The organism is Nostoc sp. (assembly GCF_036917195.1).
Lineage (GTDB): Bacteria > Cyanobacteriota > Cyanobacteriia > Cyanobacteriales > Nostocaceae > Nostoc.
The window spans coordinates 112,463-127,154 of record NZ_JBALDG010000073.1; the positions used below are offsets into that span (position 1 = coordinate 112,463).

Below are 14,692 nucleotides of genomic sequence, written 5' to 3' on the forward strand. Positions count from 1 at the left end.
GTGAGAATAAACAATTACTCGTTAATATCGGGTATAGTATGGGTTTTTTGCACCACTTGCGACAATCTTTGGTCACCTGAGCAACGCAGTGGCTTGACTTTTAGCAACTAGGATAGAAAACTGGCAAGAAATAATTCTTAATATGTTTTGCTTTATTTTCGCCTACCTACCTGAGCATTTCTCTAAATCTATAAAGATTTGGTTATACAACTTGCTTTACAACTGATATTTTCAATCCTGTTTTGTCCCCACTAGACCGTAAAAGTAATCATGGGAAATTATTTTATTTACTAGGTATATAATTTTTTGACCATTTAGATGTAATTAGTTCATGGAATATTTATCATATTGATCCATCAAGGACAAGATAATTTCTATATGTATGATTTAATTTAAAAGTCCTATAAGTGTTTAACCATATTAACATAATTAATTCATGGAACCTTTATCATTTTTGACAATCAATGACCAAATAATTTCTCTTGAGGAAGCAATAAAGTACCTGCAAGCCTCTGGAAAATTGGGACACTTCATTGGGGATATTCTTCGCCAGTACGTAATTGAAGAAGAAATCCGAAACCGAGACGATGTTGAGATTGGTACAGCAATAACTGAACAGGCAATTATTGACTTTAGGCTGAAAAATCAACTGACTGACCCCGAAAGTTTTCAAGAATGGTTAAAGACTAATAACACAGATTACGCTACCTTTCACACATCGGTTGCTTTTGGTTACAAGTTAGAAAAGCTAAAAGCTGTAGTTACCCAACCAAAACTCCAAGAATATTTTATTGAACGCAAAATTTTTTTGGATCGGGTAGTGCTTTCCCGGATCGTTGTTGATAATCAAGAACTGGCAGACGAACTACAAACCCAAATTGAAGAAGGAGGTAGCTTTGAGCAACTAGCTAAAGAGTATTCACTTTCAGATGACCGAATTGTGAACGGCATGATGGGAATAGTCAGCCGAGGAAGTATGCCGGATATATTACGGGCAGCTATTGATGTGGCGAGTCCTGGACAATTAGTAGGACCAATAGAAATCGTTGGCAAAGACTCTCCCCAAGGAGAAGGACCTTATGGTTTGTTTCGAGTAGAACAATTTCTGCCAGCGTCTTTAGAAGATACTCAACTAAATCTTGCACTACAAAATGAGTTATTTGAGAAATGGCTAGCAGAGAAAATTCAAAAACTGACAGTCAAATTACAAGTGAGTTAAATATTCTGGATAATGAATCTTTACGATTAAAAGTGCTAGCTTCTTTGCCTTGGAATCAGCCACCGCTATGCTGGTTGACTCCCGAACAACAATCCCGATTGGAAAATGAGTCCCAAACCCGTCAGTATCGTCTTGGAGAAAAAATCTGGTCAAGCGATGTCGGTGGTTATCAATTCTTGATTGTGGCTGGAAAAGTTCGCTTGCGAGACGACAGTCGCGACAAGTCGGCAAAGCCACCCAACACACTGTCTCAAGAGGGCGTTGGCAAACCAATAGCCGCCCTAGATGTAGGGGATTGGTTTGGTGACTTACAAAAGCTGTCTGCGGATTTTAAAGCTGTAGCTGCTAGTAAAGAAGTGGTAGTAGTGTATTGGGATACAGCATTGTGGGCAGAATTTTCTAACCCACAAATTCAGGAGTTCTGGCAAGTGTTACCAGTGGGCATGGAGAGAGAAAGGGAGACATTTTCTTTCTCTTCCACTCGTTCACTAGCGCCAGCCTCAGAGGGAACTTCCAGCCCCCACAGCCTCCAACCCCAAAGAGGACTCCCAGCCGCCAATCTAATCGTCTCAAATTATCCGTTTGTTGCCAGCTGGAACACCGCTGCTGCTTGTTTAACAATGGTGGCGCAACAATTAGAAAATTCTGTGCAACTGGAATGGGTGCAGCGCCAACTCAGAGGACAACACCCAAAACAGGTTGTGGAAGCAGCAGAAAAGGTAGGGTTAGTGGTGCGGCGCTTACAAGTGAATTGGGGTGAGTTGCGACAGCTGTCATTTCCAGCCTTACTGCTGTGGAATTCTGACTCACCCCAAAGTCCATCTTGGGTGGTAGCCTATGGAGTTAAGAGCGATCGCCTAATTATCGCTAACCCTCTAAATCCTGATCGGATTTGCGAAAGCTTGCCGCAGTCGATAGTTGAGGCGTCTTGGGATGGACAATTGTGGCAAGTAGAACTAATATCTCAGCAAGAAAAATTTAACCTCACTTGGTTCACCCCAGCAGTTTGGAAGTATAAGGAATTGCTAACAGAAGTATTGTTAGCATCTTTTACCTTGCAGCTTTTGGGGTTAACAACACCGCTAATTACGCAAGTTGTCATTGATAAAGTGATGGTGCAGGGGAGTTTGCCGACTCTCGATGTGATGGCGATCGCACTTTTGTTCGTAGCCATATTTGAGTCCATACTTGGTATTCTGCGCCTATTCATCTTTACTCATACAGCCCGTCGTCTGGATTTGAGTTTATCAGCACAGCTATTTCGCCACCTAATGCGTCTGCCTTTGGCTTATTTTGAATCGCGGCGCGTCGGAGACACAATAGCACGAGTCCAAGAACTCGAACAAATTCGTCAGTTTCTCACAGGTACAGCATTAACTGTGATTTTGGATAGCATCTTTGCTGTGGTGTACCTGGCATTGATGTTTTACTATAATGTTCCACTCACCTTTGTCGCCTTAGCAGTACTGCCGCTGTTTGCCACATTGACGATAGTTGCAACACCAATTCTGCGTAACTGGCTCAACGAAACTTTTAACCGCAGTGCCGATAGTCAATCGTTTCTAGTGGAGACAATCACAGGAATTCACTCTGTTAAAGCCCATGCAGCAGAACCAGTAGCCCGCGATCGCTGGGAAGGCTTGTTTGCTCGCTTCATTCGCACAGGTTTCAAAGCTTCTACCACCTCCAATATCAGCAGCAACATCGGTGACTTTCTCACCAATTTTTCCACCATGCTGATTCTCTGGTTTGGAGCCAAGTTAGTCATCGAACAAAAGCTCACAATCGGACAGCTAGTTGCCTTTCAAATGCTGTCTGGCAGAGTCACAGGGCCACTTTTGCGCTTAGTACAGTTGTGGCAAAATCTCCAACAAGTGCTACTTTCTGTAGATCGCATTGGTGATATTCTTAACGTCTCTCCAGAAGCTGAACTGGGAACTGGCCTAGTTTTACCACCCCTGAAAGGTCAAGTCACCTTCGAGCAAGTATTTTTCCGCTACCAGCCAAACTTTGAAGCAATTCTGCGGGGAATATCTTTCAATGTCGAACCAGGGCAATTTGTTGGCATTGTCGGACGCAGCGGTTCTGGTAAAAGTACGGTGTCTAAGCTATTGCAACGCCTCTATCAAATTGAATCAGGACGCATCCTGATTGATGGTTTTGATATTAAAAGTGCCGATTTAGCTTCACTGCGGCAACAAGTTAGTGTAGTTCTTCAAGAAGACTTTTTATTCAACGGTTCCATTTTGGAAAATATCACTCTCGGTAGTCCTGACATTACCGCAGAGAAAGTAGTAGAGGCGGCAAGATTAGCAGTGGCCCACGACTTTATCAGTCAATTACCCTACGGTTACGAAACCAATGTTGGTGAACGCGGTACAGCTTTATCTGGCGGACAGAGACAACGTATTGCCTTAGCAAGGCTATTTCTTTCCCAAGCGCCGATTTTAGTTTTAGATGAAGCTACCAGCGCTTTGGATAGTGAAACTGAACAGCAGGTACTGCAAAACCTGCAAAAAATTTCCGCTAACCGTACCGTGTTTCTGATTGCTCACCGCTTTGCCCCCCTCAAACGTGCTGATTTGATTTTAGTGTTGGAGCAAGGCGTGATTGCTGAACGTGGTACTCACTCACAGTTGTTGCAACAAAAAGGTTTGTACTGGTCACTATATCAACGGCAGCAAGCAAATATCTAGTGATGCCAAGTCTAGATTTAACATCACCTTTCCTATTCGGCTTTTAAAACGCTTGTTAGATAAGCAGCCAACCCCTATTTAACCTCAATAATTCAACTAAAAGCGCTCTCAATCCCAGAGAGCGTTTTGCTGTTTGGTGACGTATATCCACGGGAAATGTATTACACCTTATTTAATTCACGATCCTAAGTGGGTCAAATTAAATATAAAATCTCACCCTGCCTCCGGCTTCCCTCTCCTTACCAAGGAGAGGGATTGAGGTGAGGTTTTATCTTATATTTAATTGTACCTCCCTACTTACCAACAAAAAGTCCATTAATAAAAAACTGAATTATCGATAAATCATCCTATGACGACTTTTGACCAACCGAGTACGATCGCTACAACAGACAATTTTTTAACTACGGGTATGTTGTTTATTATATAAGCAGTCTTATACGTTCAGCAGTTGATTTCGCCTACGGGATTCGCGGACATTGGGGAATTGAAAATCGCCTCTATTGGGTCAAGGATGTAGTTTCTGATGAAGACAACTTGACTATACGCACGGGAAATGCTCCTGTGAATCTCTCAATTGTGCGATTAGCTCGCACTAAATATTTTGCGTCGAAATGGTTATTCTTTCATCACTTCCGCTTACAGATTTCTATCCAACGATATTGACAAACTATTCTCCCTTGTGGAATGAAACAGCCCTGCTTTATAAGTGGGTAAAGGATGTACTCAATTTAGATGCAAAAAGCTGTAAATTGACTCTTTAGAAAAAGTACTATTTTTAGAATGTTTTTTGGTAGTGAAATTAGCAATTTTTTCTTAAATTCAATTTAGATGCAAAAAGTTGTAAATTGACTCTTTAGAAAAAGCACTATTTTTAGAACGTTTTTTAGTAGTAAAATTAGCAATTTTTTCTTAAATTCCATAGTAATTATTGACAATGGAGTTTATTCACACATTAAAACCTTTGACAAAAGGTTTTAACGCTTCAAGTTGTCAAATAAAGATTGCTATCTTTGAGAAAAAATACTTATGAGCATTGATCATGTAAATAACAATGTGTTGTCAAATAAACGGCTCAATGTCACTTCAATCTCTTCATTAGATACCTTTAATACGAAGGATGACTACAGCCTTAACTCAATCGGACGTAGTAGCTACAACTCAGCCGATGCTGATGTGCAGTTGCAAAATAGGGGTGACTCTAAAAATAGCAGTAACACTACTGCTACTGCTTTTAATACTGCGAATTATAACTCCACCAATGGCTATGGCTTGATTAACGCAGCAGCAGCAGTGGCTAAAGCTGCTGGTCAGAATACCTTTGCTGATGTTCCTGATCTTGGTGGCAATAATTGGGGAGCAGACCTGATTAAAGCACCGGAAGCCTGGGCACATGGATACACAGGTAAAGGTGTTGTTGTCGCTGTTGTAGATACTGGGGTTGACTATAACCACGAGGATTTAAAAAATAATATCTGGACGAATACCAAGGAAATTGCAGGTAACGGTATAGATGATGATGGCAATGGTTATGTTGATGATAATTACGGCTGGAACTTCGCTGATCAAAACAATAACACCCTAGATAATAATGGTCATGGTACTCATGTTTCCGGCACGATCGCAGGAGAAAATAATAACTATGGTGTCACTGGTATTGCCTATGATGCCAAGATTATGCCCGTCAAAGTTTTGGATGAATCTGGCTCCGGTTCCTTTAATTCCATATCTAAAGGTATTCGCTACGCTGTAGATAATGGAGCTAATGTGATTAACCTCAGTTTAGGAGGGCCATCTTCCAATCGGACTTTAGAGTCAGCCATTGACTATGCCAGCAGCAAAGGAGTGATTGTCGTCATGGCAGCAGGTAATGATGGTGGCTCATCACCAGAGTATCCCGCCAGCTATGCATCCAAGTCGGGAATTGCAGTTGGGGCAGTAGATAGAAATAATAATATGCCTGACTTCTCTAACCGCTCTGGAACGAAGGAAATCGCTTACGTCACAGCCCCAGGAGTCAAGGTCTACTCATCAGTTCCGAATAATCAATATGCCACTTATAGCGGCACGTCTATGGCTGCTCCCCACGTTGCTGGCGTAGTTGCTCTGATGCTTAGTGCTAACCCCAACCTGACTGATGCCCAAGTCCGTCAGATTGTCACAGAAACGGCAGGAAATAGTACACAAACTACAAGTACTAGTTTTAATCTTTCTAATGTCAGTTCTCTAGCGAATCAGGTGATTGCAAGCACAGCAATAAATAGCACACAAGCTACAAGCTCTAGTTTTAATCTTTCCAATGTCAATTCTCAGGCAAGGCAGGCGATGTCTGACGACAACTTGCTACACATCAACACACAAACAGCAAATTATCTGACATCCCAGACAATTTCTAGTTTTAATAGTTCTCATGTCGGTTCTTTAACAGGTCAGGCAATTACAGAAAGGACAAACTATCAGACATCAACCGAAGGTAATAACGGATTAGCCAATCCAGAATTATGGTCGCAATTCCAAAATTCTGAGAAGATTTTGAGCAGCATCAATGTGGATAGCAATGATGATAATGATGATCAGGATAATCCTGATTTTGGCAAATTACTAGAGGAAATCCAAAAACAATTAGAGCAGTCTAGAAAATTTTTGGGTATCGCTTGAAAATTATATAGCGATTTGCAGTTGAGTTTAATACTGCTCGCTTCAGAAAATCAACCAACTGAAAAAGTTTGTAGAGATGTGAAATTTCGCGTCTCTACATTTTTATAATTATTGCTAACAATCTTTACCCGATATGCATACCAGGCGAAAAGAACATATATTTTAGAAAGAATATATTTGATAAAAAGCTATCACACGATGAGATAAAATAGACGATCGCTCTTTTTTACAAAAGTTAATTGGCAGCGATCGCCTTTCTATTGCTTGGAATAATAGAGTGCGATCGCTCTTTTGTAGGTTGTCTGAAATGAGAGGGAACATTTTGTTCAAACAGGAGAAACTATAAACCTACCTAACAGAAAATGCCTCACTGAATCGTCGTGTCACAGGTTCAGTAATGAATGTCAAAATTGACTTTTTACGAGTGACAATTTCACCTGTAGCAGCCATTCCTGGTGTAAATTCTACTTCTTGACCCCGCACGTTCACTGAGTGTTTATTTACCTTAATTCTGGTGGGAAAAACTAACCCCAATTCTTTATCAACAATTGCATTCGGACTGACTTGTATGACTTCGCCATCCACAGTGCCAAATTCCTGGAAGGGGAAAGTCGCCATTTTCACTTTTGCTTTCATTCCTTGACGAATAAACCCAATATCGCGGTTGAGAACTTTCACCTCTAGGAGCATTTCTTCGCCTTCTGGCAAAATTGACAGCAATTCTTCACCAGATTGCACTGGCCCCTTGGTGGCTTTGACTCTGTAAATCGTACCAGCAACGGGAGCCTCAATCGTTTCTAAAGCTTGCTGCTTCCTCGCCTGCTCTAATTGACCTTGAGCAGTTGTCAGTTCTTCTTTACGCTTGTTGAACTGGGTCAAAATTTCACTTTGGCGTTCTGATGATACACGCTCGGTCTGACTGCGTGCAGCGTTGTAAGCTTGTTCTGCTTGGTGAATTTCTTGGACTTGGGCAGCAATATCTTTTTCTAATGATGTGACTTTATCTTGAGCCTCTGTGATTTTATTCTGGGCGTTGGTTACTTCATCTTGTGATCTAGTGATTTCTGTTTTTGCACGAGTTAATCTTTCTTGAGCATCCAAGTAATCGACACGAGGTACAGCGCCAGGAGTAATTAGGGTGCGTAGGCTTTTTTCCCTTTGTTGAGCAAGCGCTAAATTACTTTCAATTTTAATTCGGATGCTATCTGCGTTGACAAGGTTGGTTTTGGCATTGGTAACGCTGCTTTTGGCATTAGCTAAGTTGTCTTGCAATCGAGTCAAGCGGACTTTGGCTTGATTGATGAGTGCTATTTGGCGATTTGCTTCTGCTTCCGCCGCTGATTGACGAGCTTGGAAGTCTTGCAGGCGGGAATTTAAAAGTTCATCTTGCACTTTCGTCCCAGTAGTTTTGCCTCCGGTGCGTTCTGCATCCAAACGTTGCAAATCGTCTTGAATCAATCTAGTAGATTTGGCTAGGCGGGAAACATCGGTTACTTGCAAGTCTGGATCTTTTTGAATCAGAACTTCACCTTTGGTAACGTGATCGCCTTCTTGCACTTTGACGGCGACAATTGACCCCCCACCCAAGGATGTCACCGGTCTTACCTGTGTGGAAGCAATTAATTCCCCTTGCGCTGTTGCTACTTCATCTATTTGTGAGAAGTGCGCCCAGGCGATCGCCCCAAATACGATGACGCTCATCGTTCCCGCTAATAATCTAGTGTACAGGGGTGGCAATTCCTGTACCGCCTTCCCCAATTCATAAGTGAGTTGTTCCTCTGGTTGAGCGAATCGCTCTTTTGTCTGACGGGCTTGAGCAGCATTTGCAGCTAGGGAAGATTTCATAGAATTTTAGATTATCGGTAATTAGGCATTGGGCACTTGTATTGAGGGACTTGCCCTGAGCGTAGTCGTAAAGCCTGCGGCATAGCTACGTTTAGGGCGCAGCCTCTCCAAGAGTTGGGAGTCGAAGTATTGGGTATTGGGCACTGGGAATTGGATACTGGATATTGGACATTGGGTATTAGTTTTTCTGCCTATGCCCCATGCCCCATGCCCCATTACTTAATTCAAACAGCTAGATAACGCCGCAAAAAGTTTTCTAATGTCTCCAACTGGAAGTTAAAAATCGCCTCTAAATTGGCAATTTCATCTTTTGTACAGAAAAATTCATTTGCTAGCAATGTGCGATAGGTTCCCAAAGCTTTTTGGATTTGGGGATTAAATAAACCCAATCCACCTTGTAACCCATCAATGAGAAATAATGGTGAGTTAATTATTACTGGCTCTTTGGTGAAGATCCGACCAAAAATTCGGGGAATATCTTCTCGTAATAAAATCTCTGGCCCTCCCACTGGTAAAATCTGGTTGCGAGCACCTTCAACTGTCACAGAATCCACCACTATTCTTGCCAAATCATCGGTACTGACAATTGAGGTACGATTTTTGCGATCGCCAATCAGCAAATACAATCCCGTTTCCCGAAATCGTTCTACTAGTGGCAGCAAGTTAGATGCTAATCCAGCTGGGCGTAAAATTGTGTAATTTAAGCCACTAGCTGCCAAATATCGCTCTACTGCTCGTTTGGCTTTAAACACAGGAGCGTCTTCATATCCGCGATCGGCTCCCAATACAGAAATAAAGACAAAATGCTCTACGCCATTGGCTTTTGCTTGGTCAATCAGTTCAATATTGGCGCGGTAATCTAAAGATAGGGCATCGCTATCAGAACCGTGGGCGCTGATAATATACTGGATATCCCGACTAGCTTTTTGGATATCTTTTTCCTCTAGCAAGTCACCGATGAAAATTTCTGCACCCCGGTGTTCTAACTCGCTGTAGCGCGAGTTAAGGCGGACAAATGCCCGCACAGACTGGTCTCGTTGCCGTAGGAGTCGCACAACTCTGCGACCAATTCCTCCCGTTGCTCCAGTTACTAGAAACATATAAATACCTAAATTGAATACTTTCAGCGTTTATAGTTTTTGAAATCCTTGATATATGCTCAAAATCCGTTGAGCAATACTTAAACAACATGAGCATATCTTTATACTTTGTTACTATGCTCAAGATATCCTCACGCCAACTAAGCCAATAGATCACACCTTATTTATCTTAATACTCTACAAATTATCCCCCATATCTTTGTAGATGCAGGGGATAGGGTAATGGGATTAGTTTTACTGGCTCAACAAGTTAATAGCTTGTTCAAGCGACATCTTAGCCTTGTGCAAGTTCAGTAGGTTCTCCTAGTCGTATCGGTCAGGATAGCTCATTTTCCTTCCCTCTAAAGTTATCCGAATTAGTGCTGCTTGCTCATCCGTGGGTGAATTCATCTCTTCAATAGCAGAACTGATTATCTGGATAGCGTTAAAGTTAGGGAATTTTAACCCTTTACCTTGCTTCATTTGTTGTAGCGCTAAAAATGGAAATGCCATCAGAGTTACGATGTACGAGGTTTTGTATCCTGCATTCCCGGTTGGTTTGATGCCGTATCTACGACACAAGTCGCGTAATTCTTTAATAGTCTTGATTTCAAGTTCAGAACGCGTGAACATAAAATAGTATAGGACTTACGCACGCGTAACGGAAAACGAACCACAGAGGGCACAGAGGTCACGGAGGAATGAGAGTTTGAGAGGGTTTTTGCGTAAGTCCTATAGTAGTGTCCATTTTTGAAATTGGATATTGGTGGTTGTACTTCCGGCAAGTTGTAGCAACCACCAATAAACGATTTAATCTAATGCCTACCAGTGATTCAAATTGTATTTATATTTATACATAAATGCCTAACCCTAAAGGTCATCCAGAAAATTTAAAACCATTTAAATCAGAGAGGGAAGAACCTTTAAGTGAGCGTCTTAACTTACGTGTTACAAAAACTATGAAAGAAGAACTATCTACCAAGGATGATTCTCCAGAATTTTGTCGTCGTGCAATCCAGGAAGCATTAGACAAAGATAGAGAAAAGTAATCTCAAAGGGATAGTTATCACGAGTGTGTGAATTACTGGAATGAGTCAGCAATCAAGCATATTGAAATAGCAATATGCTTGATTGCTTGCGGAATATACCGAAATGAGTAAACAAACTGGGGTTTGAGAAAGTAAAAGCTCATTTTGCTTGCGGAAAACACTGAAATGATAAAGCAAACTGGGGTTTGAGAAAGTCAAAGCTCATTTTGCTTGCGGAAAACACTGAAATGATAAAGCAAACTGGGGTTTGAGTAAGTCAAAGCTCATTTTGCTTGCGGAAAACACTGGAATGAGTAAACAAACATAGCTTTTGAGTAAGTCAAATGCCATTTTGCTTATTAAATTCAACTTTAAAGACTCCCAAATAAAAAAATAAATAGCCGCGAATGACCTTCGTTAGGGCTTAAATTAGTACTAATACCCCAGGTTGGACATTTTCGACTTAACTTTAATCTTCATTCCCGCTAACAGGCGACTCCCCCAGTGGTTTCTTTTTTCTGGCTTTACCTGCGGTCGATATTTCTTGCAAAATCCTCGGTATCTAGCAGCGCATTCATTTGCAGGAGTCCTTTTTGACTGACTTTTCACGTTATGTGGAAAAGCCCACAAAAAACCTAACCCCCTTCCCAAAACGGGAAGGGGGAAAAATTCAGAGTCCCTCTCCTGAAAGGAGAGAGATTTTCCAGATACCATAAAAAGTCAGCTTTTTAAGTGTTACTTGTAGGACAGGGAACAGACTTTTTTCCCGACCAATCTGTAAGAGTATTTTCATCTTTATAATGCCGGGGAGTTTGCAGCAGCAAATACCAAGCCTCCCCAGCATTCAATAAATTAAAGCGTTCAGGATAGTGAGTTTCTAACAAATCCCTAACCAGAACATAATAGTCAGAGTTCATTCCTGGAAAAATATGATGTTCAGTATGGTGAGAAAAATTTAAATGCAACAGGTCAAATATTTTATAAACCTGAATAGACATACTATTAATCAATGGATCATTAACGCTGGTCATTCTACAAAGTAAATGATTTGTATAAATATAAAAAATTACTCCAGCATAACCAATTACAATCGGTAAAAAGTAACCAAGTATAAGTTTTATAGGTTCAAATTGAAGATAAATTATGATACTTAGATGAATCATTATCATCATCAATAATTCCCGTGCGATCGCTCGACGATCTTTAGGACTGACTGTAAATGCAGCAGGAACATAATCGACGGATTCATGATTGAAAAATAATACAGATGTCAGATTACGAAAAGTATGTACTCCCCAAGCAGAAGTCAATCCCACTGTGAACCATATAGGGTTGACTTCAGTTGAAGGTACAAATAAGTCCTGAATCCATTTTCCCCAGGTTGCAGACTGTTCATATAGGTAATTGCGATCTGGGTCGCCTAAATCATTAGTGTGATTATGATGTACTCGGTTATGAACTGATTTCCATAACGTTGGTGGCATCCACAACATTGTTAGCCCTACAAAGCTAATGATATAGATTAACCGGGCATTTTTAATTACGCTACCATGCATCAAATCGTGGGTGCTAAATAGTAAGACAACCACGCTATTGCCCATAATGATGCTTAAAGGTAGATAAAGCCATAAAAGGTATGGCGACCAACAATCTAACCGCGCCGCTATCATCCAGCCTAGAATCAAAATTGCCAGATTAATGAACAAGATAATTAACTTACTTGGATCGGGAATAAATGCTTCAGGTGAAATGAGGGAACGTAATGTTTTCGCATATATTTTCTGGTGAATAAGTGTTTGCTCAGTATTAACATTCATAAATAATTGTCATGTAGATAATTTAACCAAGTACAGTTTTGTGGTAAATCATAGCGTTTTTAAACTCAGACGATTTAATTCACAATAAGTAAGCTAGCTTCTTACCATAACACAAAAGAATTTTACAAGAGGTATATTGCAAAATTTTGCTATTACCCACACGTTTGCCTCAGAATAAATTCTGCGGCTGATAGCGAAAGTCATCTGAAGCTGACTGAAATTCTTCTATTACCCACATTTCCAGTCAGAGTCTAGAAAGAAGTCTGGGAAAAGTTTTCCCAATTTAAAATTCCCCCACATCTTTGTAAATGCAGGGGGAGTGTTAACAATTCAAAATTCAAAATTCAAAATTCAAAATTTAAAATTGTTTCACATGGGATTTAAACGCTTTGTGCAAACAGCTCACTTCAATAACTATTCAGCAGCTTTGTTATTAGCCCTATTAACACGCGCCTCAGCTGAAGCCATCACCTCATCGAAATTTTCTAGCACTTCGCCAGGGAAGTTTTCCAAAACTCTGGTAGAAAGAGCAACCCGCCCTTTACCCTCATCCAAGTCAATAATTACAGCTTTAATTGGCTGACCAACTTGAAATACCTTGTCTAAAGAATCAATGAATTTTTGGCTTACCTGCTTGATATGAAGCAAAGCCCCCATACCATTTAAATCGACAAACACACCAAAAGGTTTGATGCCAGTAACCTTACCTTCCACCAGTTGACCTAGTTCTAATAAGCTGAAGTTGCTAGAACGAGTTGCTAAACGCTGAGAAAGGATGAGTTTGTTGGTGTTTTTATTAATTTCCAAAAAGCCCACAGTCAGATTTTGACCTTTGAGTGCTTCTAAATTATCACGCTCTGCCAGGTGCGATCGCGGAATAAATCCCCGCAAAGAGAGAATATCGACGGTGACACCACCTTTATTTACACCTATAACCCGTACTTGCACAGTCTGGGCATTTTCCTGCATTTCGGCCAGTCGTTCCCAGATGTGCTGAATTTCCAACTGCTTTCGAGAAAGGGTGACTTGACCTTCTGCATCCTGATCTCGAATAATCAAAAACTGCATTTCCTCTTGCAATGGCAGCACCTCTGATAAATCGGTCACTGCTCTCAAAGAAGCCTCATCGCGCGGCAGAAAAGCTGACGACTTGCCACCAATATCGACATAAGCTCCATCATGGTCAAGTTGGAACACTTTGCCATGTACAACCTGTCCTTTTTGAAACTGGTAGTCGTGTTTTTCTAGTGCTTTGGCAAAATCGTCCATCGTAAACGACGAATTGGCTGTTTGAGAAAGTTTCGATTCGGAATTCATGACTTTTGAAGATTAATTGTTATTTGATATGGTTCCACTGGAGTTTAGATTGTCATTTGTCCTCAAAGTTCTGTTTGTCCTTTGCGTTGGCAAAGCCATCACCTTTATCCAGCGCTTAGACTTCTCTATTTGTCTTTGGTTGTTACTAATGACCAATGACAAATGACAAAAAACGAACTTGGCTGTATAGACTTCAGTTCAGTTGACTAAAGAGTTGTTTCACTTGCTCCCAAGCATCAGCAGCAGCTTTAGGATTATAACTGGCACGAAGGTCACAGAAAAATCCGTGATCAGCTCCATCGTAGCGAAACAGACGATGAGGAATTTTATATTTTTCTAACTCTGCTTCAATCTCATCTACTTGTTGGGATGGGATGCTAGTATCTTCTGTGCCAAAGAAGGCATAGAGAGTACCTGGAATTTCTCTGGTGCGAGTAATAGTGGGAGCGCCACCCCCTGGTGTGCGGGTGGTAATTCCAGCACCGTAGAAGGAAGCCGTAGCTTTAATATCTCGTAAGGTGGCTGCAAGATATGCGACATGACCTCCAAAGCAGAAGCCAATACAGCCAAAGCCATCTTTTTTCACTTAGGGTAGGCTTTTGAGATAGTCAATTGCTAGCTGAATATCGCTCAATAACTCCGATGCTTGAGTTTGCATGGCGTAGCCTCTGCCCGTTTCATATATCTTCGGGTGTGTATCCGGTTTCCAAGCCAGGAGCAGTCCGTTGAAAAAGTGCAGGTGCCTAGGCGTAGCCCGTCGTAGACATCGCTACATACCCAAGTTTCGCAATCCGTTCTGTAACATCCCGAATGTGAACATTGACACCAAAAATCTCCTGCAATACCACAATTCCTGGGTAAAATCCAGATTCTTTTGGCTCTGCAAGATTTGCAGCCACTTGAATTTTATCTTGCAAAAGATTAACCGTTGTGGTAATTATTGCTTGCTCTGTCATAATAATTTTTACTAGTGCTATGTGATTAGCCGTGTGTTTATTTGATATAACTATGCCAGTATGACTAAGTTTTTTGTAAT

The 14,692-nt window shown here is 41.1% G+C and carries 9 protein-coding genes and 1 pseudogene; 4 read left to right on the forward strand and 6 right to left on the reverse strand.

Translation table 11 applies throughout. From position 1 onward, the window contains the following. Positions 1-436 precede the first annotated feature (436 nt). The 3 genes from V7K40_RS24525 (at position 437) to V7K40_RS24535 (ending at position 6,570) form a co-directional block, all read left to right on the forward strand. The gene (locus V7K40_RS24525; protein ID WP_334964351.1) at positions 437-1,219 is read left to right on the forward strand and encodes a peptidylprolyl isomerase; all 783 of its coding nucleotides are present in this window, start codon (positions 437-439) and stop codon (positions 1,217-1,219) included. Further along, a complete protein-coding gene (locus tag V7K40_RS24530) occupies positions 1,168-3,915 on the forward strand; it encodes a peptidase domain-containing ABC transporter (protein ID WP_334964353.1) in 2,748 nt (915 codons plus the stop codon). The genes V7K40_RS24525 and V7K40_RS24530 overlap by 52 nt, the downstream gene beginning before the upstream one ends. A gap of 1,026 nt (positions 3,916-4,941) precedes the next feature. Continuing rightward, positions 4,942-6,570 (forward strand): S8 family peptidase, encoded by a 1,629-nt coding sequence (locus tag V7K40_RS24535; RefSeq protein WP_334964355.1) that lies wholly within the window; start codon positions 4,942-4,944, stop codon positions 6,568-6,570. Between the two features lie 348 nt (positions 6,571-6,918). On the opposite strand, the gene V7K40_RS24540 is transcribed toward V7K40_RS24535, so the two are convergent. The 3 genes from V7K40_RS24540 to V7K40_RS24550 all read right to left on the reverse strand — a co-directional run bounded on the left by V7K40_RS24540 (position 6,919) and on the right by V7K40_RS24550 (position 10,127). After that, complete coding sequence (locus tag V7K40_RS24540) at positions 6,919-8,415, reverse strand: HlyD family efflux transporter periplasmic adaptor subunit (RefSeq protein WP_334964357.1); 1,497 nt, start codon at positions 8,413-8,415, stop codon at positions 6,919-6,921. Positions 8,416-8,639: 224 nt separating this feature from the next. Next, positions 8,640-9,515: an SDR family oxidoreductase gene (locus tag V7K40_RS24545; protein WP_334870325.1), complete on the reverse strand. Its 876-nt coding sequence runs from the start codon at positions 9,513-9,515 to the stop codon at positions 8,640-8,642. 303 nt (positions 9,516-9,818) lie between these two features. Then, entirely contained in the window at positions 9,819-10,127 is a 309-nt protein-coding gene (locus V7K40_RS24550) for a hypothetical protein (protein WP_334964359.1), read from the reverse strand. A gap of 227 nt (positions 10,128-10,354) precedes the next feature. On the opposite strand from V7K40_RS24550, the gene V7K40_RS24555 reads away from it, so the two are divergent. Next, positions 10,355-10,543, forward strand: a complete 189-nt coding sequence (locus V7K40_RS24555) for a hypothetical protein (RefSeq protein WP_334964361.1) — start codon at positions 10,355-10,357, stop codon at positions 10,541-10,543. Positions 10,544-11,250: 707 nt separating this feature from the next. Here V7K40_RS24555 and V7K40_RS24560 read toward each other — a convergent pair. The 3 genes and pseudogenes from V7K40_RS24560 to V7K40_RS24570 form a co-directional block, all read right to left on the reverse strand. Further along, the gene (locus V7K40_RS24560) at positions 11,251-12,339 is read right to left on the reverse strand and encodes a fatty acid desaturase (protein ID WP_334964363.1); all 1,089 of its coding nucleotides are present in this window, start codon (positions 12,337-12,339) and stop codon (positions 11,251-11,253) included. Positions 12,340-12,753: 414 nt separating this feature from the next. Further along, a complete protein-coding gene (locus V7K40_RS24565) occupies positions 12,754-13,656 on the reverse strand; it encodes a S1 RNA-binding domain-containing protein (RefSeq protein WP_334964365.1) in 903 nt (300 codons plus the stop codon). Between the two features lie 193 nt (positions 13,657-13,849). Then, a pseudogene (locus tag V7K40_RS24570) lies at positions 13,850-14,612 on the reverse strand (dienelactone hydrolase family protein). Positions 14,613-14,692: the final 80 nt, after the last annotated feature.

Coding starts and splice junctions, on each gene's coding strand:
- V7K40_RS24525 (WP_334964351.1), top strand. CDS start 437: ATGGAACCTTTATCATTTTTGACAATCAATGACCAAATAATTTCTCTT.
- V7K40_RS24530 (WP_334964353.1), top strand. CDS start 1,168: ATGGCTAGCAGAGAAAATTCAAAAACTGACAGTCAAATTACAAGTGAG.
- V7K40_RS24535 (WP_334964355.1), top strand. CDS start 4,942: ATGAGCATTGATCATGTAAATAACAATGTGTTGTCAAATAAACGGCTC.
- V7K40_RS24540 (WP_334964357.1), bottom strand. CDS start 8,415: ATGAAATCTTCCCTAGCTGCAAATGCTGCTCAAGCCCGTCAGACAAAA.
- V7K40_RS24545 (WP_334870325.1), bottom strand. CDS start 9,515: ATGTTTCTAGTAACTGGAGCAACGGGAGGAATTGGTCGCAGAGTTGTG.
- V7K40_RS24550 (WP_334964359.1), bottom strand. CDS start 10,127: ATGTTCACGCGTTCTGAACTTGAAATCAAGACTATTAAAGAATTACGC.
- V7K40_RS24555 (WP_334964361.1), top strand. CDS start 10,355: ATGCCTAACCCTAAAGGTCATCCAGAAAATTTAAAACCATTTAAATCA.
- V7K40_RS24560 (WP_334964363.1), bottom strand. CDS start 12,339: ATGAATGTTAATACTGAGCAAACACTTATTCACCAGAAAATATATGCG.
- V7K40_RS24565 (WP_334964365.1), bottom strand. CDS start 13,656: ATGAATTCCGAATCGAAACTTTCTCAAACAGCCAATTCGTCGTTTACG.